Annotated in this window: 21 protein-coding genes; 11 read left to right on the top strand and 10 right to left on the bottom strand. The window is 67.7% G+C overall.

The annotated features are described in order from the left end of the window. Positions 1-602 precede the first annotated feature (602 nt). The 6 genes from KF833_09095 to KF833_09070 all read left to right on the top strand — a co-directional run bounded on the left by KF833_09095 (position 603) and on the right by KF833_09070 (position 5,475). The gene (locus KF833_09095; GenBank protein ID MBX3745455.1) at positions 603-1,841 is read left to right on the top strand and encodes an LL-diaminopimelate aminotransferase; all 1,239 of its coding nucleotides are present in this window, start codon (positions 603-605) and stop codon (positions 1,839-1,841) included. 296 nt (positions 1,842-2,137) lie between these two features. After that, on the top strand, positions 2,138-2,392 hold the full coding sequence (gene rpmE, locus KF833_09090; GenBank protein MBX3745454.1) for a 50S ribosomal protein L31: 255 nt from the start codon (positions 2,138-2,140) through the stop codon (positions 2,390-2,392). Positions 2,393-2,449: 57 nt separating this feature from the next. Then, positions 2,450-3,532 carry a peptide chain release factor 1 gene (gene prfA / locus KF833_09085; GenBank protein ID MBX3745453.1) on the top strand — a complete coding sequence of 361 codons (1,083 nt, stop codon included), beginning with the start codon at positions 2,450-2,452 and terminating at the stop codon, positions 3,530-3,532. 31 nt (positions 3,533-3,563) lie between these two features. Beyond that, a complete protein-coding gene (locus KF833_09080; GenBank protein ID MBX3745452.1) occupies positions 3,564-4,139 on the top strand; it encodes an HAD-IA family hydrolase in 576 nt (191 codons plus the stop codon). Next, positions 4,136-4,576, top strand: coding sequence for a SufE family protein (locus KF833_09075; GenBank protein MBX3745451.1), 441 nt, complete (start codon positions 4,136-4,138; stop codon positions 4,574-4,576). Before KF833_09080 ends, KF833_09075 begins: the two co-directional genes overlap by 4 nt. Next, complete coding sequence (locus tag KF833_09070; protein MBX3745450.1) at positions 4,573-5,475, top strand: TatD family hydrolase; 903 nt, start codon at positions 4,573-4,575, stop codon at positions 5,473-5,475. The genes KF833_09075 and KF833_09070 overlap by 4 nt, the downstream gene beginning before the upstream one ends. On the opposite strand, the gene KF833_09065 is transcribed toward KF833_09070, so the two are convergent. Continuing rightward, a complete protein-coding gene (locus tag KF833_09065; protein ID MBX3745449.1) occupies positions 5,466-7,859 on the bottom strand; it encodes a DUF1343 domain-containing protein in 2,394 nt (797 codons plus the stop codon). The two genes, KF833_09070 and KF833_09065, sit on opposite strands and share 10 nt — an antisense overlap. A 130-nt stretch (positions 7,860-7,989) precedes the next feature. Between KF833_09065 and hisF the strand changes: the two genes are divergently transcribed. Further along, positions 7,990-8,784: an imidazole glycerol phosphate synthase subunit HisF gene (gene hisF / locus KF833_09060; protein ID MBX3745448.1), complete on the top strand. Its 795-nt coding sequence runs from the start codon at positions 7,990-7,992 to the stop codon at positions 8,782-8,784. Between the two features lie 44 nt (positions 8,785-8,828). Here hisF and KF833_09055 read toward each other — a convergent pair whose 3' ends face one another. Next, entirely contained in the window at positions 8,829-9,662 is an 834-nt protein-coding gene (locus tag KF833_09055) for a type II secretion system protein (protein ID MBX3745447.1), read from the bottom strand. 274 nt (positions 9,663-9,936) lie between these two features. Between KF833_09055 and KF833_09050 the strand changes: the two genes are divergently transcribed. The 3 genes from KF833_09050 (at position 9,937) to pyrR (ending at position 11,743) form a co-directional block, all read left to right on the top strand. Continuing rightward, positions 9,937-10,554: an HNH endonuclease gene (locus KF833_09050; GenBank protein ID MBX3745446.1), complete on the top strand. Its 618-nt coding sequence runs from the start codon at positions 9,937-9,939 to the stop codon at positions 10,552-10,554. Positions 10,555-10,851: 297 nt separating this feature from the next. Continuing rightward, entirely contained in the window at positions 10,852-11,067 is a 216-nt protein-coding gene (locus tag KF833_09045; GenBank protein MBX3745445.1) for a hypothetical protein, read from the top strand. 136 nt (positions 11,068-11,203) lie between these two features. Continuing rightward, complete coding sequence (gene pyrR / locus KF833_09040) at positions 11,204-11,743, top strand: bifunctional pyr operon transcriptional regulator/uracil phosphoribosyltransferase PyrR (protein ID MBX3745444.1); 540 nt, start codon at positions 11,204-11,206, stop codon at positions 11,741-11,743. Here the strand turns inward: pyrR and KF833_09035 are convergent. The 7 genes from KF833_09035 to KF833_09005 all read right to left on the bottom strand — a co-directional run bounded on the left by KF833_09035 (position 11,644) and on the right by KF833_09005 (position 21,938). Continuing rightward, complete coding sequence (locus KF833_09035) at positions 11,644-15,132, bottom strand: ComEC/Rec2 family competence protein (protein ID MBX3745443.1); 3,489 nt, start codon at positions 15,130-15,132, stop codon at positions 11,644-11,646. The two genes, pyrR and KF833_09035, sit on opposite strands and share 100 nt — an antisense overlap. A gap of 678 nt (positions 15,133-15,810) precedes the next feature. Then, on the bottom strand, positions 15,811-16,413 hold the full coding sequence (locus KF833_09030; protein MBX3745442.1) for a hypothetical protein: 603 nt from the start codon (positions 16,411-16,413) through the stop codon (positions 15,811-15,813). A 75-nt stretch (positions 16,414-16,488) separates the two neighbouring features. Further along, positions 16,489-18,405, bottom strand: coding sequence for an acetylxylan esterase (locus tag KF833_09025; protein MBX3745441.1), 1,917 nt, complete (start codon positions 18,403-18,405; stop codon positions 16,489-16,491). A 259-nt stretch (positions 18,406-18,664) separates the two neighbouring features. Next, positions 18,665-18,955 carry an acyl carrier protein gene (locus KF833_09020; protein ID MBX3745440.1) on the bottom strand — a complete coding sequence of 97 codons (291 nt, stop codon included), beginning with the start codon at positions 18,953-18,955 and terminating at the stop codon, positions 18,665-18,667. Beyond that, entirely contained in the window at positions 18,939-19,673 is a 735-nt protein-coding gene (locus KF833_09015; GenBank protein MBX3745439.1) for an SDR family oxidoreductase, read from the bottom strand. Before KF833_09015 ends, KF833_09020 begins: the two co-directional genes overlap by 17 nt. Next, entirely contained in the window at positions 19,670-20,701 is a 1,032-nt protein-coding gene (locus tag KF833_09010) for a hypothetical protein (protein ID MBX3745438.1), read from the bottom strand. Before KF833_09010 ends, KF833_09015 begins: the two co-directional genes overlap by 4 nt. Continuing rightward, the gene (locus KF833_09005) at positions 20,694-21,938 is read right to left on the bottom strand and encodes a beta-ketoacyl-[acyl-carrier-protein] synthase family protein (protein MBX3745437.1); all 1,245 of its coding nucleotides are present in this window, start codon (positions 21,936-21,938) and stop codon (positions 20,694-20,696) included. The genes KF833_09010 and KF833_09005 overlap by 8 nt, the downstream gene beginning before the upstream one ends. A gap of 76 nt (positions 21,939-22,014) precedes the next feature. Between KF833_09005 and KF833_09000 the strand changes: the two genes are divergently transcribed. Then, entirely contained in the window at positions 22,015-23,616 is a 1,602-nt protein-coding gene (locus KF833_09000; protein ID MBX3745436.1) for an NAD(P)/FAD-dependent oxidoreductase, read from the top strand. Here the strand turns inward: KF833_09000 and KF833_08995 are convergent. Then, a complete protein-coding gene (locus KF833_08995) occupies positions 23,541-24,602 on the bottom strand; it encodes a radical SAM protein (protein MBX3745435.1) in 1,062 nt (353 codons plus the stop codon). The genes KF833_09000 and KF833_08995 overlap by 76 nt on opposite strands. Positions 24,603-24,618 lie beyond the last annotated feature (16 nt).

Raw genomic sequence — 24,618 nt, 5'->3', positions numbered from 1 at the left:
GATGATAACGGAACCTTCCTACTTGGCTGGAAGGGGGAATCGACGACCGGATGGCGACAAAGGAATGGCGACAACGGAACGGCGATGTCCTTCGGCAGGCCAGAACGTGCGCGAGCCTCATCAGGGATACCGCTCCCGAATGAGCAAAGACCACCACGGACTGTTGGAATATCATTTGTAGGGAGGTCGCCCCATGGCCCCAGCCATGATGGACGCCAACCCGCCGCCATCTCGTGGGCACCTTGAAGCACCCCAATGAGCCGTTCCTACGGACCCTATTCAATCCGGTCGTGGTAGCGCAAGGGAAATTGTTGGTGGTTAGCCGGTTGGATGATCGTTGCCTGATACTCCCGGCCGGTCAGGCCGGTTTGGCGCCTGTCACGGCTCCAGCCAAGCTCTGGGGAAGGCGCGATGGGCGGGCTTCCTGAGTTCCGAAGGAGGGGAGTTTCCGGCCGGGTCCGGGGTCCGGATTCGGGGTCGGCTTGCCTTGGGATGGAAGGGGGCTGTACGTTTTCAACCGGATGCGCGACGGACCGTCGAAGCGGATCCCACGTAGGCCCGGGAGGGAGCAGGGGTCCTGATCGGTGAGGGATATATTGTCTATGATTCGACTGAATCACCACTATCAAAAGTTGAAGGCCGGGTACCTGTTCCCGGAGATCGGCCGCCGGGTGAAGGACTTCATCGAGCAGCACCCCGAGGCGGCAGGGCGGCTGATTCGCTGCGGCATCGGAGACGTAACAGAACCCCTTCCGCCCACGGTCATTGAGGCCTTGCACGCGGCCGTGGAGGACATGGGAAGGAGGGAGACGTTTCGCGGCTACGGTCCGGAGCAGGGCTACGAGTGGCTCCGAGCCGCCATCGCCCAGCACGACTTCAGGGACCGGGGCCTGGACATCGCCGACGATGAGATCTTTGTCAGCGACGGGTCGAAGTGCGACTGCGGCAACATCCTTGATGTTCTTGGGGCGGGCAACCGGCTGGCCATCAGCGACCCGGTGTACCCCGTGTACGTCGATACCAACGTCATGGCAGGGCACACCGGAGAGGCCAATCCGGAGGGATCCTACGCCGGAATCGCCTACCTGCCCTGCACGCCGGAGAACGGATTTTTTCCCGAACCGCCCCGGGAGCCCGTGGACCTGATATACCTGTGTTCTCCCAACAATCCCACTGGGGCAGCCGCAACCCGCCAACAGCTTGAAGCCTGGGTGGAGTATGCCCGGACCCATCGGTCGTTGCTGCTGTACGACGCCGCCTACGAGGCTTATGTGACCGACCCGTCGCTGCCGCGATCGATTTTCGAGGTCCCGGGGGCCCGGGAATGTGCCATCGAGTTCCGGAGCTTTTCGAAGAGCGGGGGGTTCACCGGGGTTCGCTGCGCCTTCACCGTAGTGCCCAAGACACTGCTGGCGGCGACCCCAGGGGGCGAAGCGCTGCCGTTGCATCCTCTGTGGCTGAGGCGCACGACGACGAAGTTCAACGGCGTCTCGTACATCGTCCAACGGGCAGCCGAAGCGCTGTACACCCCGGAGGGCCGGTCCCAAGTCAGGCTCCTCATCGAGCACTATCTTGGCAACGCCAGGATTCTCCGGGCGGCTGCGGTAAGCGCGGGCCTGGAGGTCTTCGGCGGAGTGAACGCACCCTACATCTGGGTCCGGACGCCTTCGGGCGTGACGAGCTGGCAGGCGTTCGACCGGATCCTGAACGAGGCCCATGTGGTGATTACGCCGGGCAGCGGGTTTGGTTCGCGCGGGGAGGGATACTTCCGCATCAGTGCCTTCAACAGCCGGGCGAACGCCGAAGAGGTGGCAAGCCGGCTAAAGGCGCTGCGGTGGTGATCGACTCTTCGGTCAGGCGATGGGGGTCGGGAATCCGTGCTCGCACACGAACCTTGCCCCCCGCCTCACGCAGCAAGGCCCTCCGAGAACGTGGCCGTGGCCATGCAGCAAGGTCGGGCGCGCTGGCCAGATCTTATCGGCGTGGTACTTGGGGTTGTGGACTCGCGGAGCTCGTCCCTCCGAGTCGCTGCCTCGTCACCCACAACCCGGGGGATAGACGGCCTCGGCGATTCGGGGAAATTGTCTCTTGTCACCCCGGGCCCGGCTGGTAGGGTGCGCCTCCATTTTTCTTGGAAATGAAGGCAGAAATTCATCCGCGGTACGAGGCAGTCGATATCCGCTGCGCCTGCGGCAACGTGATCACGACCCGGTCCACCAGGAAGGGTCCCATCATCATCGGCATCTGCAATGCCTGCCATCCGTTCTACACGGGGACGCAGAAGTTCGTGGATACCGCAGGGCGCGTGGACAAGTTCCAGCAGCGTCTGGCCAAGACCCAGGCGGCCCAGGCGGCCTTGGCCGAGGCGGCCAACAAGAAGAAGCGGCGGTAACGGCTTTCCGGCTCTCCGCCCGCCGATTCGCACCGGATCGGCGGGCGGTTTCCTTGGGTGGATCTCGCCCCCCACATCGAGCGGTTCGGACGGCGCCTGGCCGAGGTCGAGGCGGCACTCAGTGCTCCCGACGCCTATGCCCAGCCGCAGCGTGCCCAGGAGTTGTCGCGGGAGCATTCGCGGCTCAAGGAGCTGGTCGCCCGTGGCGCCGAGTACCTGCGATCCGGTCGGGAACTCCAATCCAACCTTGATATCCTGGCGTCCGAGCCGCCGGGCTCTGAACTGGGACAACTGGCGGAAGAGGAGATCCGCCGTCTCGAACCCGTCGTGACCCGGCTGACCCAGGAGGTCCAGCGAGGCCTGCTTCCGCCGGACCCGACCGATTCCCGCAACACGATCATCGAGATTCGTGCCGGGGCGGGTGGGGCGGAATCGGCCCTTTTTGCGGCCGACCTCTGTCGCATGTACGCGCGCTACGCCGAGGATCGCGGATGGAGGGTGGAGACCCTGGATTCGAGTCCATCGGATCTGGGAGGCCTCAAGGAGGTGATCTTCAGCGTGACGGGGGAGGAGGCCTTTCGCCGGCTGAAGTTCGAGAGCGGGGTACACCGCGTGCAGCGGGTTCCCGCCACCGAGGCCCAGGGCCGCATCCACACGAGCACGGCCACCGTGGCCGTGCTCCCGGAAGCCGAGGAGGTGGACGTCGAGATCAAGCCGGAGGACCTCGACATCAGTGTCTGCCGAGCGTCCGGACACGGGGGGCAGGGGGTCAACACCACGGACTCCGCGGTGCGGATTGTCCACAAGCCCACCGGACTCGAGGTGCGCTGCCAGGACGGCCGGTCCCAGCTCAAGAACAAGGCCAAGGCCCTTCAGGTCCTCCGGTCGCGACTCCTGGAACGGAAGATCGCCGAGGAGAAGGCCAAGTACGATGCCCAGCGCAGCCGCCAGGTCGGGACCGGGGAACGCAGCGAGAAAATTCGGACCTACAATTTCCCCCAGAACCGCGTGACCGATCATCGGATCGAACTGACCGTGTACAATCTCGCCCAGGTCATCGATGGGGCGATTGACGACCTGATCGAACCGCTGCTGGCGCACGATCTGAAGGATCGCCTGGCTGAACTGGCCCGTTCCTGAGCAGGTCCCCACTCCCATGGTCCATTCTCTCATGACACCCGCCGCCCTGATTTTCGACTGCGACGGCACTCTGGCAGACACGATGCCGCTGCATTGGCAGGCATGGCAGGCCATCCAGCGCCGCCACAATTTCACGTTCCCCGAGGATCGCTTCTACTCGCTCGGAGGGGTGCCGTCCCGGGATATCCTGACCATGCTCAAGTCCGAGCAGCACCTGGAACTGAACCCGATCGCCGTCGCCCTGGAGAAGGAGGAGACCTATCTGGAGATGATGGTGGACATCCAGCCGATCCATCACGTGGTCGAGGTGGCTCGTGCCAACGCCGGCCGCCTGCCCATGGCGGTGGCCTCCGGCGGTACCCGCCGGGTGATCGAACTCGTCCTGAACCGGCTGGGCATCCGCGATCTGTTTCAGGCGGTGGTCACCAGCGAGGACGTCACCCGCCAGAAGCCCGCCCCGGACATTTTCCTCGAAGCGGCCCGCCGTCTGGGCGTGGAGCCATCCCGGTGCCGGGCCTATGAGGATACCGATCTCGGTCTCCAGGCCATCCGCGCCGCCGGCATGGAAGCGGTCGATGTCCGCCTGGCAACGCCCCCGGCGGCGTGAGCTTTGAAGGGATCACCTTTGCCGCCCGGCACGCCCGGCTGTTGGAAGCCTTCGGGTCACGGTCCGACCCCCAGGAACGTCTGGCCTGGCTGGTGGACCTCGCCCGCAGCGAATCCCCCATGGATCCCGCCCTGCGTGCCGACCCATGGCTGGTCCCTGGCTGCACCAGCCGGCTCTGGCTGGTATGCCGCGAGGAAACCGGCCGTTGCCGCTTCGCCTGCGACTCGGACTCGGTCATCCAGAAGGCCCTCATCGGACTGCTCTGCCGCCTGTACGACGGATTGGCGCCGGAGGAGATTCTTGAAGGGGAACCCGCCTTCCTTTCGGAAACGGCGTTCCTGCGGGCCCTGACGGACAACCGGCGCCGCACCCTCGTCCGGGCCAGGGACCGCATCCGGGAATTTGCCCGGGCGCACCTCGACGGCCGCCCCTCATGAACCTCTGCGATGCCCACAACCACCTGCACGACGAACGGTATGGCGGGGATCCGGGGCGTCTCGTCGCCGAGTCCCGGGAAGCCGGAGTCGTCCGCATGGTGGTCAACGGTTCCCATGAGGAGGACTGGCCGGCCGTTGCCGACCTGGCCCGACGTTTTCCCGACGTCGTGATCCCGGCCTTCGGCCTTCACCCCTGGTATGTCCACCGGCGCGGCACCGGCTGGTGGGACCGTCTGCGTCGGCACCTCGACGACTGCCCCGGGGCGACGGTAGGGGAAATCGGCCTCGACCGATGGATCCTGGAATGTCCCGCTGCGGCCCGTGCGGCGGTGTCGCCGGAACTGGCCCACTGGACCGCGGCATGCCTCGACGAGCAGGAGGCGGTGTTCGATGCGCAACTCACCCTCGCCGCCGAGCGCGGTCTGCCCGCCAGCGTGCACTGCCTGCAGGCCTGGGGCCGTCTCTTCGACCGGCTTCGAAATGGCCCATGTCCCTCGGCCGGCTTCCTCCTTCACAGTTACGGGGGCCCGGCGGACATGGTGGTGCCCCTGGCCCGTCTCGGGGCGTATTTTGGGTTTCCGGGCTACTTCCTCCGCTCCCGCAAGGCCCGGCAGCGGGACGCCTTCCGATCCGCACCCCCCGATCGGCTCCTGGCCGAAACGGATGCCCCTGACCAGCGCCTGCCGGACGCCTCGGACCCGTGTGAACCGCTCCTGCAAGCGACCGACCGCCCCCTGGTCGAACCGATCGGGACGGATGGACGGCTCCTGAATCACCCCGCCAACCTCCGGGTCGTGGTGGCGGGGTTATCCCGGTTCCTGGGGGAATCCCACACTTCCCTCGCCGCCCGCCTCGACGCCAACTTCCAGCGACTCTTCGGACCCGCCCGTCACTCGTAGATCTGGAAGCGGGCACGCCGCACATGGAACTCCCCAAGGTCCGCCGCCCACAGGGCGCGGATCTCCGCCGCCGACCGGCCCGACCGGATGGCCTCGAGGGTGGGCGGGTGCCGCAGCAAATGGGCCATGCGGTCCAGCGCAAACACCCCGGGATGCAGCCGCTGCAAGGTCAGCGCGAGGGTCAATCCCACCTCGACCACCGGACACGCATCGCGGTCATTGAGCATCAGATACACCCCCCCGCACTCCTGCCCCTGGAAGACACTGGCCTTCGGAGTGAACCGGACCGGCACGAACCGGATCCCCGGCAGCCCCGCCGCGTTCAACTCCCGGGCCCAGCGCCGATCGTCAATGTAGGGCGCTCCCACCACCTCGAACGGCGTGTCCGTTCCCCGTCCCACACTGACCGCCGATTCCAACAGTCCGACCCCGGGATACAGGATCGCCTGCTTCAGGCTGCGCATATTGGGCGATGGGTTGATCCAGGGGAGCCCGGTCTCGTCGTACCCCCGGTCCCGCCGCCAGCCTTCCACCGGAATCACGGTCAGCATCCCCGTCCCCGCCCATCCGCGCTCTTCCGCAAACATCCGAGCCAGTTCCCCCACCGTCATGCCATGCCGCAGTGGAATCGGATGATAGGCGACGAACGTCGATTCGCCTTCGGTGTTCACCGGCCCCTCCACCCGCGACCCGATCGGATTCACACGGTCCAACACGAAGAATTTCAGTCCACTCCGGTGCGCCGCCTCCATGCTGAGGCCCATGGTCGATATGTACGTGTAGAACCGGCACCCGATGTCCTGGATGTCGAACACCAGCGCATCCAGTCCCTCCAATTGCCCGGCCCGCGGCTGCCGCGTCTCCCCGTACAGGCTGTGCACCGGCAATCCCGTCCTCTCGTCCACGCCATCCGGGACCTTCTCATCCAGCACCCCGCGAATCCCGTGCTCCGGACTGAACAGACAGCGCAGATCCACCCCCGGAGCCGACTTCAACAGGTCAATGGTCGGATTGCGTTCGCGATCAGTCCCGGTGTGGTTGGTGATCAATCCCACCTTCAGGCCGCGCAACACGGCAAACCCTCCCTCCACCAGAACGTCGATCCCGTTCCGCACCCCTCCCGCCTGCCGCCCCGATGCCCCGCCGGTTGCCGCCCCTCCGGTTTCCCGCCCCTGACGCGGCAGCGCTCCGGGAACCCCGTGGAAATTGAAATCCCCCACCGCCTCCGCCGCCAGGGTCCCCAGCCGGCGCCGCAACGCGAGGACGTTCCCTTCCTCGGTCGGGTGGTTCCGGTTGGACATCAGGATCACAAACGTCCGGGAAAACGGATCCACCCACAACGAGGTGCCCGTCCAGCCCGTGTGCCCGTAGCTTCCCACCGGAAAATGATCCCCCCGCGGCCCCGCATACGGGGAATCGATGTCCCAGCCCAGCCCGCGCCGCGCCGCCGGCAGCGACGATGGCGTCTGCACCGTCGTCATCAGGCGGACCGTCTCCGGCCGCAGCACGGTCACCGTCCCCACGGTCCCCCCGCCCAACAGCATCCGGGCGAAGCGGGCGGTGTCGGCGGCGGTGGTGAACAGCCCGGCATGACCGGCCACCCCGCCCATCCGCCGCGCCGTGGGATCATGCACCTCCCCGCGCAGGAACGACTCGCCCGCCTTGGTGGTCGGGGCGATCCGTCCCCGGAGGACCGACGCCGGTCGAAACCCGGTGTGGGCCATGCCCAGCGGCAGGTAGAATTCCTCCGCACAAAACCGGTCCAGGCCCACCCCGCTCACCCGGCGCACCAGCTCGCCCAACAGCAGATAGTTCACATCGCTGTACCGTGACCGCATCTCCGGCACCCACTCGGGCCGCTCGCCAAGGGCCCTCTGGATGCCTCCGTCGTACCCGGTCCACTCGGGACGCAACCCGATCCCCGCCCGCAACCCCGAGGTGTGGGTCAACAGATGCCGCACCGTGATGGCCTCGCGTCCGTCCCCATCAAACTCCGGCAGATATCGACGCACGGGCGCATCGAGGTCCACCTCGCCCCGCTCCACCAAACGCATCACCGCCGGGGTGGTGGCCATCACCTTGGTCAGCGACGCCGCATCGAACAGGGTGTCCTCGGTCATTGCTTCCGGCTCGGGTTGCAGCGCCCGCTGTCCAAACACCCCCCGATACACCGCGCCCTCCCGTTCCAGCCAGACCACCGCTCCGGGCAGCGCTCCACGGCCGACCGCCTCGTTCACGGCCGCTTCGATCTCGGCCAGTTTCTCCGACCGGAAGCCCGTGCCCGCCGGCAGTCCGGTCCTGGGCGGCTCGACGGGTTGCCTGGGCGCACAGGCCCCGGCAAGGCACATCGCCAGCAGGGCAGGCAGGGTGGGAATCCTACGCATGACGGGCGCCGAGCATCGGGCCCGTCCCGCCCGAGGCAACACCGAAAACCGGCCCATTTTCCGCTTGTCTCACCGGCCCGCCGGCAAACCATGGCTCGCCGCGGCCGGCGCGGGGCGACCGATCCCACCCATGCTCACCAAACGCATCATCCCCTGCCTCGATGTCCACGCCGGCCAGGTCACCCGCGGCCAGCAATTCGGCCGGGCCGAGGAGGGCGGGCTCCGCAATGTCGGCGATCCCGTGGAACTCGCCCTGCGCTACAACGCCCAGGGCGCCGATGAACTGGTCTTCTACGACATCACCGCCAGCGCCCACGGACGCGCCACGCTGATCTCGGTGATCGAACGCGTCGCCGACCAGTGCTTCATGCCCCTCACCGTCGGCGGTGGCATCCGCTCCGTGGACGACATGTGGACCCTCCTCCGCGCGGGAGCCGACAAGGTCAGCATCAATTCCTCCGCCCTCCAGAACCCGGAGTTGATCCGCCAGGGTGCCCTCAAGTTCGGCAGCCAGTGCATCGTCGTCTCCATCGACGCCCGGCGCACAACCCCGGATCGCTGGGAGGTCTTCCTCAAAGGCGGTCGCGAACCCGCCGGACTCGAAGCCGTCGCCTGGGCCACCCGCGCCTGCGAACTCGGCGCGGGCGAGATCGTCCTCAACAGCATCGATGGCGACGGCATGAAATCCGGCTACGACCTCGAAATCACCCGGCGCGTCTGCGAAGCGGTTCCCGTCCCCGTGGTGGCCAGCGGCGGGGCCGGCCGCCCGGAACACATGGCCGAAGTCCTCCTCGCCACCGGCGCCAGCGCGGCCCTCGCCGCCGGCATCTTCCACAGCGGCCAGTGCACCGTGGCGCAGGTCAAGGCCCACTGCGCCTCCCGCGGCCTCCCCATGCGACTCCGGCACCCGACGCCAGCGGCCTGACCCGTTTTGATCGCCCCCCCGGGGCGGGCACACGCCGTTGACCCTCACAATCGCGCCGAGGACCGTTCCTGGATCCATCTCAGATCCCGGTTGTTGGGGGATGCGTAGCTGTGCCCGTGCCAGTCGATGTTCCCGGCGGGCCGGTACGTCCTCCGATCGTGCCAACGGGGCCGTTCAACGTGCCCATCGGCGAACCCGAACACCGCGCTCCGTTCGTGGTGCGCCCCGGGCACGTGATAAAAGGTGTTCTTCCCCATCGCCACCCCGAAGAACGGCCGGCAGATGCTGTCCGCATGGATCTCCCCGAAGGTGAAGGTCTGCGACGGACCCGGCGCCGTCAGATCCACCGACTTCCGGTACGCCCGGTAACCGGGTGTCGGGTTTTCTCGGTACCGTTCGAGCTGGTCCGAACGATTGTACGGCTGCCACCCGGCGAAGGCGTTCAGCCCGTAACTGCGCACCACCCGGAGACGCTTCCCGCCCACCACCACCGTGCTGCGGTCCGACGGACACCGGTAGATCTCGTAACTCTTGAGGTACGAGCCGAAGAGCGATCGCCGCGGATCGGTCAGCAGGAACGTGTTGGTGTTGTCGCGAAGTTCCCCTTCGAAACTCCCACCCACCCAGGTTGGCACCGCCGCCCCGTCGCCGCGCCCGTTCGACACCAGACGGTCGTCGTGGTCATCCGCATACAGCGTCCAGATGATGCCCATCTGCCTGAGGTGGTTGGCACACTTGATCGCCTGCGCCCGGTCCTTCGCCTTCGCCAGCGACGGCAGCAGCATGCTTGCAAGGATGGCGATGATGCCGATGACCACCAGCAACTCGATCAGGGTGAACGCCAGGGCGGGCTCGCGCCTTGAGACGGGGAGGGTCACGCCCCCTGCTTCCCCCGCCTGCCCGCTCCCGTCAAGCCCACGTTGGGCGGTGCATCCCGGAGTTGTGGGTGAGGAGGCAGCAGATCGGAGCGACGAGCTCCGCGAGTCCTCATCCCAACGCACCCCATCGTTGCGGCCTCGTGGAACTCGGCCCTCCGAGGCGATGCTTCGCGAAGTTCGCGCCTCTACCCACAACTCCGGGATGCACGGCAAGCCGGTCGATTGACACGGATTTTCCCGGCCCGCTAGACTCAGCGGCAATTGAGGGGCCGTTATGAGTTACCTCGGTCAACCCGTACTGGTGCTCAACCGCCTGTGGCAGGCTGTCAATGTCTGCTCAGTCCGGCGGGCCATCGCCCTCTTGTTTCAAGGCCACGCCCAGGTCGTCCTGAACGCCGGGGACGGTTCCTTCCAGACGTTCAGCTTCCGGGAATGGCGCAATCTCTCCTCTTCCGAACCCCACCCGGAGAGCGTCCACGCCATCTCCTTCAAGATCCGCGTGCCCCGGGTCATCCTCCTGCTGGTGTTCGATCAACTCCCGGCCAAGGAGGTCAAGTTCACCCGCCATAACATCTTCGAGCGCGATAAGAACACCTGTCAGTACTGCGGCCGGCTGTTCGACCGGCGCGATCTCAACCTGGACCACGTCGTTCCCCGCGACCGCGGCGGACCCACCACTTGGGAGAACATCGTCTGCTCCTGCATCCCCTGTAACACCCGAAAGGGCAACCGGACCCCCCAGGAAGCCGGTCTGCGCCTCGTCCGCAAACCGCGCCGCCCCAAGTGGCGCCCCTTCCTCCACGTCCAGGTTGGCCTGCCCGCCCACGACCAGTGGCGCCATTTCGTGGATCTCGCCTACTGGAACGTCGAGCTGGGTCAGGACCTCGGCTGAATCCCCGGCTCCGGCCGTCCCCTCCGGCCGTCCCGTGCGGCCCTGACTTCATCTTCCCCCATTCCCCGCCGATACTCAGAGCGGAAGGGGTTGAACGGAATTGCAGCCCCGACCGGGACGGACACCACGGGTTCGCCTCCACCAAAGCATGCCTGCGGTGGACCCGGACACCGCCCCGCCCCGTGGCGTTCCGCCAGTGCCGCTCACGGAAAAGCCGTTGCGACCCGCCCGGGCGGATGCTACGAACTCATCACTATTGCGAATGCACCGTGCATGGTGCCGGTGCCCAAGAAACCCATGAGCGGCCCCAATCCACGCTTCCCGATGGCGGACACCTCCCTCTACCGCGAGTTTCAGGCCGAGCGCGAGGAAATCCTCCGCCATAAGTGGCTCGAATCCGAGAAGCTCGGGTACGACGTCGGCTTCGAATACGCGCTCACCGATTGGAACCTCAAACACCGGCCAGCCTGGCGTCGCCACCGCCAGCAACTCCTCTCCCAGCAGGCTGCCTGATCCCCTGCCCTCCACCCGGCAGGCGAACCAACGTATCGCCCCATCGCGGCAACGCCCCGCTCCAACAGGCCTGTCGCTCCCCGCCTGCCCGCCCAGTCCCCCAATGCAGGCGGCCACCGCTCCTCCCGCCCCAATCATGACCGCCACCCCCACCGTGCTGATGAACGCCCACGCCCTCCGCCTGGCCGTCAGTCGCATGGCCCACGAAATTGCCGAACGCAACGCCGGCAATTCCCGCCTCGTCCTCCTCGGGGTCCAGAAAGGCGGCGTCCATCTCGCCGCCCGGCTCGCCCGGGAACTCGAACGCCTCACCCATCATCCCGTTCCCGCCGGCCAGCTCGACGCCTCCCTCCATCGCGACGACCTCCACCAGCGTCCCGCCCCGGATATCCGCCCCACCAATCTCCCGGGCGACCTCAACGGCGCCACCGTAATCCTCGCGGACGACGTCCTGTTCAGCGGCCGCACCGCCCGCGCCGCCCTCGACGCCCTCCACGACTTCGCGAGGCCCGACCGCGTCCAGCTCGCCGTTCTCATTGACCGCCACGGGCACCGTCAGCTCCCCATCCAGGCCGACTACGCCGCCCGCAAACTCGATACCCGACCGGAACAACGCGTCGATGTCCACTGGACGGAGGACGGTCGCGAAGACGGCGTTCTGCTTCTTGCCCCATGACCTGGAACCGGCCCCACCTCCTCGATATCGAGTCCCTTTCCACCGAGGAACTTCTCACCGTCCTCGACACCGCGCGCGGCTTCAAGGCGGTCGGCACCCGCGCCATCAAGACCGTCCCCGCCCTCCGGGGCAAAACGGTCGTCAACCTCTTCGTCGAGCCTTCCACCCGCACCCGGATCAGCTTCGAACTCGCCGCCCAGCGGCTCACCGCCGACGTCATCAACTTCAGCGCCGACACCTCCTCCCTCAGGAAGGGCGAGACGCTCCGCGATACCGCCCGCAACCTCGAGGCCATGAACGCGGACATCATCGTCATCCGCCATCAGGCCGCCGGAGCCCCCCACTTCCTTGCCCGCTTTCTCCAGGCCAGCGTCGTCAATGCCGGCGACGGTGCCCACGAACACCCCACACAGGCCCTTCTCGATGTCTTCACCATCCGGGAGAAAAAGGGCTCCCTCGAGGGTCTCAAAGTCACCATCATGGGGGACATCCTCTTCAGCCGCGTCGCCCGGTCCAACATCTGGGCCCTCCGCAAACTCGGCGCCTCCGTCACCCTCTGCGGCCCCCCAACCCTCGTGCCCTCCATCTTCGAACGCATGGGCTGCCGCGTCTGCTGGAATGTCGATGAGGCCCTCCGCGACGCCGATGTCGTCAATCTCCTCCGCATTCAGCACGAACGGCAGCGCCAATCGATGTTCCCCGGGGTCGGCGAATATCGCGCCCAGTACGGTCTCGATCGCAGCCGCATGGCCGACCTCAAACCCGATGTCCTCATCATGCACCCCGGCCCCATTAATCGCGGGGTCGAAATCGATGCCGATACCGCCGATGGCGAACGCTCCGTCATCCTCGAACAGGTGACCAACGGCCTCGCCGTCCGCATGGCCGTCCTCTACCTCGTCACCGGCAACGACCCCGGGTTCGTTCGCAATTGATCCGCCAGCCTCCCTTTCCTCCCGCCACACCGGTCCCAACCGGACCCCTCGGGCGTCGAACAACCCGTATTTCCCGCTGCGCCACCGGAACTCGACGCTCCCCGTGTCGCTGGTGAACCACACCTCGGCCGGACCCCGCCGCCACCGTTCCTTCACCGCCTCCGAGGCCTTCGCCGACGCCGGGGACGCCGCATCCGCCACAATCAGCAGCCGCGTCCCCCACCGCTCCAACAACGCCTCCCGAACCGGTTCCCCCCGGTCCGCCAGCCCGCACACCACGATTTCCGCACGCAACTCCGGCCGCCGCGTCATCAATCGTTCCTGGGCAATCGCCCCCAGATCGGACACCAGCAGCACCCGCGTCCCGCCTGGCGCCACCCCGACCACCAGGCATCCGTCGTCCGCCCGCGATGCGGCATCCCCCGTCGCCGGATACCAGATGTCCAGACCCTCCACCCCGCGATCCCCTTCCGTCACCGTTCGCCATCGATCCGGATACCGCTCCTTCAATTCCGTCACCACCGCCCGATAAGGACCCGACCGGAACCGCAGCGGACTCGCCAGCACCCGCTCCGGACGCCACCGCTCCGCCACCGCCACCGCCCCGCCCACGTGCCGCACATCGCCGTGGGTCAGCACCAGCGTTCCCAGCCGGTTCACCCCCTGGGCCTTCAGGAACGGAATGGTCACCGCCCCGGCGGAGGCCTCGTCGCCCGTGTCCACCAGCGTCGATCCCCCCGCCTGACTCACCCAGACCGCGTGCCCCCCGCGCAAGGGCAGCACGACCAGACGTTCTTCCCGGGCCCGGCCCACCCAGACAACCATCGACCAGCCTGCACAAAGGAGGCCCAGTCCGAACCATGTCATCCGCCAATGCCGGCACCGGGATCCTCCGCACCCAATGGCCAGCAGGCCCAGGTACCAACCCACCAGGGCCGCGACAGGCGGCTGCCGAACCTGCCAGCATGCCCCCGGGAACTCGGCCGTGGCACGGCTCAGTTCCAGGATCAACCGCATCCACAACCAGGCCGAGTGGTTGAACCACTCACTCAGCATCGGCGCCCAGGCCCCGCACACCAGACTCCCCAGACTGCTCGCCAACGCCGCCCCGCCCAACGGCACTACCAGCAGGTTCGCCACCAGACTTCCCGGGGTCACCAGGTTGAAATACCACGCCGCCAGCGGCAGCGATCCGAGCCAGCAACTGACCGTCACTGCCAGCGCCCCGGCCAGCTTCTCCCACGTCGCCTCCCAACGTCGCCTCCACCACGGCACGAGACTCGGGGGCAGAAACGGATCCGGCGCCGCCAGCCGGACCCACCCCTGACGCAGCAGCGGCACCAGGATCCCCATCGTCCCCACCACCGCGAACGAGAGCTGAAAGCCGGCATGGAACAGTTGCCGGGGATCCCACAACAGCACCAGCAATCCCGCCGCCGCGAGGGAGTTCAGGACGTTCAGCGGCCGCGCCGCCATCCAGCTCCCCACCAGCACCGACACCATCAGCGTCGCCCGTACCGCCGAGGGCTGCCACCCGGTCGCCGCCGTGTAGAACCACACCGCCGGCAGCACCACGATTCCCACCATCACCCGCGGCAGCCCCGCCACCCGCAGGACCTCGACCACAAGCCCCACCAGCAAGGCAATATGCAGCCCGCTGATGGCGAACAGATGCATCGTCCCGCTGCGCATGAACGGCTCCTCCACCTCGTCCGTCAGCCCGATCTTCCACCCCAACGTCATCGCCCAGATCAGCCGCAGCACCTCATCCTCCTCGGGCAACCCGCGCGCCAGCGTCCGTCGCGCCCATCCCTGGAATCGATCCGCCCAACCGGGTGAATCCCGTTCCCCCTCCAACCCGATCCGTTCCCAGTCTTCCGAGGTCGGCGCCCGCAACTCGAAGTGGATTCCGCGCCATCGCAGGTACCCGCCGTAATCGAACAAACCCGGCGCGGACGGTCCCGCCGGACGCCGCAGGATCCCTGAAATCCGCACCTCCGTACCGCCGCAAAACCCCGGCTCGACCGGGGCCGACGTCGAGACCGCCACCCGCCCCGTCACCGCCTCCCATTCGCCTCCCTGTTCCCGCAACGCCCGGCACTCAACCACCACCCAGGAGTTGGTCGCGAGACGCCCCCATCGCTCATTCCGGCGCTGTCCAGGGGTGCTCACCAGCGTGCCCTCGATGGTGGCCAGCACCTCCTCCCTCCCCTCGCGCAAGCGCAGCTCGTCCGGCGCAATCACCGCCATCCGCCATGTCGCGTGGGTCGCCCCCGCCGTCACCAAGAACACCCCCATCCAAACCCGTCCCCATCGCGTTCCGCCCAACCGCAGCGCCACCCAGCCCACCAACGCCGCGCCAGGAAACAAGGCTCCCAACGGGATGCTTTCGAGGGCCCCGAGGACAACACCGAACGCGAAGAGGCTGACCACCCCCACCAGCGGATGCTTCATGGTCTCACCAGCGGCGCCACCACCGACCGGTCCTCCTTGTACCGATCCAGGCCGACGCCGGCCCCGACGCTACCGCCCCAACCCAGGCTCCGCGAGCCTATCCCGACACAGATGCCGCGCCGGAATCCTAAGCCCAAGACGTGCAGTAAGATCGGGGGTGCTGGCTTGATCCTTTCAGGCAAGAACCCTCCACACTAAACAGCCATGCTTATTACTTTTGACGGACCGGCAATCAGGTCATCGAAGGAGCGTGAGGCCCATAAATAGTAAGCCAGACTTAGTATTATTGACCGTCAATAGTACAATGCCTGACTGTGTATTTGCTTTATTGACTGCCTCAATTAACAGTCAGGCTTTTTGAGATTGACCTCCCGGTGACCAAGGGGTCCACGACCACTAGATGAGGTTGGCAGGGGGCGGCGCCGGAATAGCAGCGCGTCAACTGCATTACGCCGGCCCAAATAAACTGCAGCGTCAACATCAGTGCGCCTGCCCTATTATTTGGTTTGGCGAGCTCATGGGTCGCGACACGAGACGCGGACCGCCAGTCCCTCGGGGCGCAAACAAACAGGCCGGGGTCCGCGCGAACGAAGGGTCGCCCCAGCGGCATTCATCCTCGGTGGCGCCCACTCCCCGTGGGAATGGCGTTGCGCCGTCAGCCCCGGCCACCGATTCCCTTCACCTCGGCCGCTGGCCCGAATTCCCGAGCGTCTTGTGCAACGTGTCCAGGTAATTGCGGGAAACCGGCCCGATGCTGAAGGTCCGGCACGACCGCTCGAGACGGGACATGATTCCCTCAAACTCCGCCCGACTGATTGGACGGGTGCCCACCATCAGGGCCGCCGCCCGCCACATGTACTCATGCAAAGGACTCCGACGGCGCCCATCCGGCCGGCGTCGGAGGTCCGAGTACACCTCGCGCATTTCCTGATCGGTCGGATCTCCGATCAGCGTGCCGTACTCCAAGGCATGGAGGTCGAGAACCAGAAAGGCGTCCTCGTAGTTGTCAGGATAGGTGCCAAACTCGGGCGGCTGGAGATCGCCACGAAACAGTGCCTCCAACGACGGCGGTGCCCAGGACACGTGCTCATCCCCCCACGCAATCATCATCCAGCCGTTCTCAACGAACTTGGGGACCGGCTTTCGTTGCGTCTCGGGATCCTCGATCGAAATGGCAACACGAAGAACCGTGTCGGGTGAGAGGGTGCTGTTGGCGAACGCCTCACGCAGGGAGGGCGTGAAATGTTCCAAGGCGAAGATGGGATTGAGTTTCGAACGCATGGCGGACGACCGAATCGACCGAATCATGGCCCAGCCATCGAGCCAGTGTCATTCAGAATGACGCATTCGGGCTTTCTAGCGCCCGCCGATCCGCACCGCGACACCGCGCGCCCGCGCCCACTCAATCGCCGCGGGGTAGTCGAGCACCTGCCCGACATTCAGATAATCCGGTCCTTCCCGCATCGACGCCGGCCACTCCTGCAGATCCAACCCCGCGACGCCGGGCTCGAACAGCGCCGCGTACAGGGCGTTCACGCCCATCGCCCCTTCCGCCGCCAGTTCCACCCGTGCCAACTCCGGCGCCACCTCGCGCAGGACTGCCAACCCGCGCCGGATGTCCCAGATGCGCATGCCGTCCAGGGTCTGACCCAGCAGCATGAACCGGCGCCGGATCTGCACCTGCTTCCGTTCGTCACCCGACCATCCCCCTTCTCCGATTCCGCGCGGCGCCAGGAACGCCCAGGCGGTCGCGTCCTCCCCCTCAAACTCCCCGCGCCCCCAGCCATCGCCCAATTGCCGCACCGCCCAGACTCCCGCCGCCCTGGGATCCAGAACCCGAAGCACCAGCGTCCCGGGCGGCCGGTCCTCGGCCGTCACCAGGTCCAACCGCAACGGAACATCCGACTGGCTCTCGAAGGTCCACGTCCGCAAACGGCGCGATCCCACCTTCCGGTCCTCGACCTTCTCCATGCGGCCGGTCGATCCCTCGTCCGGCCAGCCTCCGAAGACTCTTTCCCTCAACGACCTCAGCCGCGCCACGCCTTCCCCTACAATCCCGCCCCGACCTTCGGCCGATCCGAACCATTCCTGCGCCGTGGTATTTCGCTGATCTTCCGGAAGATCCCCGAACACCCGCAACGCCATCGGATCCAGGCGTCGCACCGCCGCCTCGCCGATCAACGGTTCCTCGCCCTTCAGATGCCGGTTGAACCAGCGGAACACAGGCACCTGCAGGTCCTGCGTGTCCCGATGCGGGCCCGGCGCGATCACCAACCCCAGCCGGTCAACGGCGCCCAACGCCTCGTACACCCGGCGGACCTGCGCGTGGACCCGCTGCACACCGTCCAGGGGGAAGATCGTGTCGGCATCCGTGTTCACGATCAGCAACGGGCGCGGCGCCACCAGGGCCGCCTTCATCGCGAAATCCCACTGGTGCGTGTTCACGAAGTACATGCAGTCGCAATGCCCCTCGACCACGCCATCGACCACGTGATTGCGGAGATCGGTGATCCCCGCCACCGGCGCCGCCACCCGCACCCGCTCATCGATCGCCGCTGTGGTCCACGTATAACTCCCCCCGCCGCTCCGCCCCGTCATTCCGATCCGTCCGGCATCCACATCCGCCCGCGATTCCAGGTAATCCAACGCACGGATTCCATTCCACGTCTCCACCCCCGCCGGCGTGTAACCCCGCGAGTTCCACCACCACTGCCCCAGCCGGTGCGTCCCGTGATGATCCCCCTCGATCTCCCCCAACTGCAACGTGTCGATCGTCAGGCAGACATACCCGTGTCGCGCAAACCACATCCCGTGATGCTGGTACGCGGTCTTGTTCCCACAGCTCACCCCGTTGGTCCGCACGGCCGCATGCCCGCACACGTACAGCACCCCCGGCAAGCGCCCCACCGCTCCCGCCGGCCGGTAGAGGTTCCCCGTGACGTACAGGCCCGGCATCGACTGGAACTGGAGCCGTTCCACCACGAACCCGTCCCCCTCGACCTTCCCGGCCACCACCGCCTGCAACGGCGTCCGTTCCGGCATCGGCCAGAGCCCCAGCATGTCCAGCAACTCCTGTCGCAACCGTTCCCGCTCGTCGCCGCCCCGGGCCAACCGCTCCAGACCCGCCCTCGCGCGCTCCTCCAACCGGGATGTCTCCCCGGCGAAGTAACGTCGCAAGGCCGCATCCGCCGGGCTTTCCCCGGTTCCCGGCGCTGCCAGCGCCCCCAGACTCCCCAGCCAGCACGCCACCCATGCCACTCCAAGTCGGGTCATGCCCGTCACGCTGCGCCTGCCGGCTTCCCCCGCGCAAGCCCCCAACTCTGCGGATCGCAGGGACCGTCGTCGGCAGGGAATCCCAACCCCGTTCCCAATCGCCAACGGCCCACCGACTTCCGGCTCGCCCGGCAACCCGTCGGACTCCTCATCCATTTTTCGGTGCCACCACGATCAGGGAAGGCCTCCGTCGCCTCGTCAACGATCTCCCCCCCTCTCCGCGTGTCCCCCCTTCCCACAACCCAACCCGAGGATGCTTTCACACGGAGCCGCGCCGGACCGCGGCCGCCATGGTCGAGACGTTCTGAAGGACCTCACGGGCGGCGCCGGCGTCGGGAATCCGCAGACCGAATCCCTTCTCGAGCGCGACGACGAGCTGCAGGGCGTCCACCGAATCGAGCCCGAGACTCTCGGGACCGAACAGCGGCTGGGTGTCGCCAATGTCGTCGGGCGCCATGGTGAGCATCAGGTTCTCGACCAGGAGCGCCTTCATTTTCCGGATCAGCTCGTCCGAGGCAGCGCTGTCCGGCGGTTCAGTGGATTCCCCCATCGACGGTGACCGCGGACCCTGTGAGGTAGGAGGCGTCCGGACAAGCGAGAAAGCGGACGACCGCAGCCACTTCCTCCGGGCGTCCGAGGCGGCGCGCGGGGATCCGCTGGAGGATGCTCCGTCGCGCCTCCGGATCGAGCGCCCCGAGCGCCTCGGTCTCGATGTAGCCGGGGCATACCGCATTGACCGTGATGCCGATGCGGGCGACTTCCTTGGCCAGGGACCGGGTGAGGGCCACGACGCCGGCCTTGGCGGCGGCGTAATTGGCCTGACCGGCGGGAGCCAGGAGGGCGCTGACAGAGGCCATGTTGACAATCCGGCCCCAGCGTTGGGCGATCATCGCGGGCAGGACCGCCTGACATCCGTGGAAGACGGCGTCGAGATGGGTCGCACGCACCTCCTCCCAGTCCGCCACCGGCATCGTGCCGAGCAGGGAATCGCGGGGTCCGCCCGCATTGTTGATGAGGACATCGAGGCGCCCGTGCCGGTCGAGGATGGCGGCCACCGCGCGGTCCCAGTGCTCGCGGGAGGTGACCTCGAGCTGGACCAACTCCAGGCGCCCCGGTGCGGCATGGGCGAGGGCGTCCAGGCGTTCGCGCCGGCGATGCCAGCCAAGCCAGAGGACCGGGGCATCCGGTTCGGACAGGAAGGCCCGGACGATCGCCCCGCCAATGCCGCCATTGGCACCGGTGAGCAAGACAACACGCGGTGAGGTCATAGGCGCAAATCCTGCCGGCCGGACTCGGGGGCGTCGAACCGGACCCCTCCCGCGCGGCCGTACAAACCCGGCACCACGGCGCCGGCCCGGACGGTCTCGCCGCGGGCGACCGACGCCGCCGCCTCGATCATCCGCCAGGCGGCCCCGGCGGCCCAGGCTTCGCCGAGGTTCGCGAGCGGGTCTCCGCTCCCCGGGACGGGATGGTGACGCCCACCGCGTGGGCGGGCATCCCATTGCCGGGGGTTGATGGTCCCTCCATCGGCCGGCCCGGTGGCCATGCCGAGGGCCTGCATCAAGGCGGCTTCCGGTCTCTGTGCCGCGGGGGCGACGGCCCCGATCCGGGCCAGGGCGCCATCGTCTGGCTCCCGCGCGAGAAGCAGCGCTCCGGCACCCTCGGCGGAAACGCGTCCAGGGTATCGAAGCGCCAGGGCATGGGCGGTCAGCCAGTCCGCCTCCTCGGCGGCCACGATCAGACATCGATCGACACGGTTCGTCCCGATCCAGAGCAACGCCGTGTCGAATGCCTGGATCAGGCAGGTGGGATCGCCCACCTCGGTTTGCACGCGGCCGGTCAGTCCCAGAATCGCGGCTAGGTGGCTGGCGGGAGCGTTGAAGACCGTTTCGGGAAACAGCAGGGGACTGGCTGTACGCGGATCCTGAACCGCCTCCTGATGAAAGCGCCGCGAGCAGACGACCCCACCGGTCATGGTGCAGAAGACCAGGCCGGTGCGGGCGGCGTCCGGCAGGGGCCCCGGGGTTCCCTCGGAGTCCAGGCCCAGCGCTTCGAGGGCGGCGGCAACGGCGAAGCGGGTGATGGCACCCGCCCGACGCATCCGTGGATGCCCGGCCCAGGGAGGGCGAAGACCCGGCAGAGGAACCCGGTGAACCCCCAGCGTGGGAAGGTGGGCCGGGGAATCGGCACGATCCGGCGTCAGCGGGGCTCCGGACGCGATGGCCGCCCGGAGCGCGGCGACCCCCCAGCCAGCCGGACTCACGGCACCAAGACCGACGACCAGAACGTCACGCATGCCACCTCCGGAAGAGCAGGCTGGCATTGGATCCACCGAAGCCGAAGGAGTTCGACAAGGCCAGTTCCAGTCGCTGCGGTCCCTCCGGCCGGCCCGGTTCACGGAGGAGGCGAAAGACGCAGGCCGGATCGGGTTCGAGCGTGGGGGCGTTGGGTGGCAGCCATTGTTCCCGCAGGGCCATGAGGCAGATCACCGCTTCGACCGCACCGGCTGCTCCGAGAAGGTGCCCGGTGGCGCCCTTGGTGGAACTGACGGCCAGTCGCCCCGCGTCGTCGCCGGCCCAGGCACGGATGGCCGCGGCTTCGGCGGCGTCGTTGTGGGGCGTGCCTGTCCCGTGGGCGTTGAGGTAGTCCACGTCCGCAGCGCTGACCCCGGCGGCGACGCAGGCCTCCGTCATGCCGGCCAGGGCCGCACGCCCTTCGGGATCGGGCTGGGTGAGATGGTGAAGATCCGTGGCGGCACCGTACCCGACCAGTTCGCCCAGGGGGGTGGCGCCCCGGCGCCGGGCGCGGTCGAGAGTCTCGAGGATGAGAATGGCTGCGCCTTCCCCCAGTCCGAGTCCATCCCGGTGGCGGTCGAAGGGCCGGCACGAGGTCGTCGAAAGGGCCTGGAGGGAATCGAACCCGGAAAAGACCAGTTCGCTCAGGGCCTCGTAACCACCCGTCACGGCCACCTGGGCGCGTCCCGCCCGAATCCATTCCCAGGCGTGTCCGATGGCGTTGGCGCCGGACGCGCAGGCATTGGCGAGAACGGTTGCCGGCCCGGACCAGCCAAGGTCCGACGCCAGATCCTCGATGTGCCGGTTGGCAAAATAGTCGTCGAGCCGTTCGAACTGGCGCCGTCGCGACGCGGTGCGGTCGGCCTGTCGGAGGTACGCCTGACCGGCATTCATGCCGGCGCTGGTGGTGGCGAGGGCCACGGGCCATGTGCCTCGGTCGGGGTCCGATGCGACACCCGCCATCTCGGCGGCCTCGCGGGCGGCCGCCAGCAGCAGCCGTCCGGCCCGGTCCATGCGCATGAGGCGCCGCGGACCCAGGCGCCCGGGCTCCAGAGCGGGCAGCGGACGAACCTCGGCGGCCAGCCGCGCGCGATGGCGCGAGACATCAAAGAGCGTGACGGGAGCGAAGCCGGAGCGTCCCGAGGCGAGGGCATCGGCATTGGCCCGCCAGCCCTGTCCCAGGGCCGTGACGATGCCCGCGCCGGAGACCACGATCCGGGGATGACTGGGGACTGGCATGCGAGGCGGAACGGTCGGGATGGGGACCGGAGGTGAGATTGCCAACCTCACGATGGAACGTCCATGCTGGCCCGACTTGAGTACGAGGCCCGCCACCGACTCCGGGGAAGATGCGTCGTGGGACGTCGCGATCGTCGGCGGAGGTCTGGCGGGCTCGGCAATGGCCCTGTTGCTGTTGCGCCGGATGCCGGGCCTGCGCGTGCTGATGATCGAGCGAAGCCGGGTCTTCGGGCGCCGGGTCGGCGAGGCCACGGTCGAGGTGAGCACCTATTTCCTGGGGAAGGTGCTCGGACTGACCCGGCACCTGAACGAGGCGCATCTGGCCAAGCAGGGCATGCGATTCTGGTTTGGCGACGCGGCCACCCGGGGGTTGGGCGACGCCGGCGAGATCGGGACCCGCTACCTCGTCCGGCTGCCGGCCTACCAGGTGGACCGGGCGGTTCTCGATGCGGAAGCCTTGGACCAGGCGTGCGCGGCGGGAGCGGTTTGCTGGCGTCCGGCGGTGGTCCACCAGGTGGAACTGAAAGGTTCCCATGGCCAGCACCTCACGGTGACCCACGAAGGAACCCGCCGGTCGATTCACGCCCGCTGGGTGGTGGATGCCTCGGGGGTCGCGGCGCTGCTGGCGCGCCAGGAAGGCTGGTTCGAGGTCAATGACAGTCATCCCACCTCCGCCGCGTGGGCGCGATGGGAAGGCGTGGGCGACTGGGACGGCATCGAACTGGCGGCGCAACATCCGGAATGGGCCCGGGCCTGTCCGGGAATCCGGGGCACGGCCACCAACCACTTCATGGGCGATGGCTGGTGGGCCTGGTGCATTCCCTTGAAGGGGGGCGACGTCAGCGTGGGTGTGGTGTTCGATGAACGACGCCAGACCTGGCCCGCCGAGGGAACGGTCGCGGAACGCCTGAAGGGATTCCTGGACCGTCATCCGGTGGCGAGGGAGTTGCTGGCCGGAGCCCGGCCCCGGGACGGCGATGTCCACTGGCGCCGGCGCCTCGCCTACCGGTGCCGGGTGCAGGCAGGCGACGGGTTTGTGCTGGTGGGGGACGCCGCCGGGTTCATCGATCCGCTGTATTCGCCGGGATTGGACTGGCTGACGTACACGGTCTGCGCGGGCGCCCGGCTGGTCGAGTCGGGTCTGCGCGGGGCGGCGCTGGCGGAACCGCTGGCGCGCCACAATGCGGCGTTCACCCGCAGCCACCGGCAATGGTTCGAGGCCGTGTACGAGAACAAGTACGCCTATCTCGGAGACTTCGAACTGATGCGCCTGGCATTCCTGCTGGACCTCGGCCTTTACTATCTCGGAGTGGTGTCCCAACCCCTGCGCCGCGGCGACGTCGCCCTGGTCGAACCGATCTTCTCCACGCGCCCGTCCGGCCCGGTGTTCCGCCTCATGCGGACCTACAACCGCCGGTTCGCCGCCATGGCGGACGAGCGCCGCCGGACCGGCCGGTTCGGCAGGCGGAACCGAGGTTCGCGCTTCCTGTTCGGCGGCTACACGATCGAACCCTCGAGCCTGCGTCCCCTGCTGGGCGCCCTGCTGGGCTGGATGCGGCTCGAACTGCGGGAAGGCTGGAGGACCTGGGGCCGACGTGCGGTTCAGCCGACCGTGACCGGTTCGGTCGCCGCGGTGCCGGCAGCGGCCCGGGAGACCTCCCGCGGAGTGCCCGCATAGTGGGCCGCGAGACTGATGGGCGAAGGCTCGAGTCCCGCGGACGTCAGCGCCGCCCGAATGCGCTCCGAGGTCATGATGACGCGGTCGCGCCGGTAGAGGAGGTAGTCTGCCCGGCTGGCGCCCGGGGTCAGGTTGACCGTCACCAGGTTTGCGCCGGTGCCGAGTCCTCGGAGGTAACCGTCCCGCGGTGAGAGGATGTTGAGGGCGCTCACGGCGGGAATCACCCATTCGGGCCGGCGAAGCCGGAGCAGCGCCATGACATTGAGGGTGTCCTCAAGGTCGCCCGCAGGGGCGCCGGACAGCGCGGACTCGTTTCCGGGGATGAACGGACTGACGCTGCAGCCATCAAGCGGGAGTTGGGCGGCGAGGTCGATGGCGGCGTTGAGATCGGCCCCGGTTTCGCCGGGCAGTCCGGCAATGAATCCCGAACTCACACGCCACCCGGACGCCGCCAGGGCGCGGATGTGATCCAGCCGTTCCTCGAAGGTCCCAGGAGCCCGGAACCGTTGGTAACGGTCCGGACCGGCCGTCTCGAATTTCATGATGTAGAGACTGGCGCCGGCCTCGCGCAGGGCCCGGTAGGCTGGCGCATCGAGGGTTCCCAGGCAGACACTGATGCCCAGGGCGGTCTCGCGCCGCAGGCGACGGATCAGGGGCAGCACCACCTCGCGAAGCGCCACCGGATCCTCCCCGCTCTGGATGTTCAAGTCGGTCACGAACTCCGGCCAATGTTCGAGCAGCAGGTCGGCCAGAGCGTCGGGGTCGGCCCGAAACCGGTTCAGGCCGCGATGGCTTCGCCGCATCCCGCAGTAGGCGCAGTCCTCGCGGCAATGGTTGGAAACCTCGACGACGCCCCGGACGAACACCCGGTTGCCGAACTGGCGGCGCGCCAGCTGCCGTGCCCGGTCGTGCAGGTCCTGCTGACGGCGGCCCCGCAGGCCCACCCCGCCATGCCACCGTTCCACGCTGCCGGAGTCCCCGCGCATGAAGCGATTACCCGGA

It is taken from the genome of Verrucomicrobiia bacterium (genome assembly GCA_019634625.1).
In the GTDB taxonomy this organism is placed as follows: domain Bacteria; phylum Verrucomicrobiota; class Verrucomicrobiia; order Limisphaerales; family CAIMTB01; genus CAIMTB01.
Note: the sequence above shows the minus strand (reverse complement) of the source record. Positions and strands in the feature narration are given on the sequence as shown.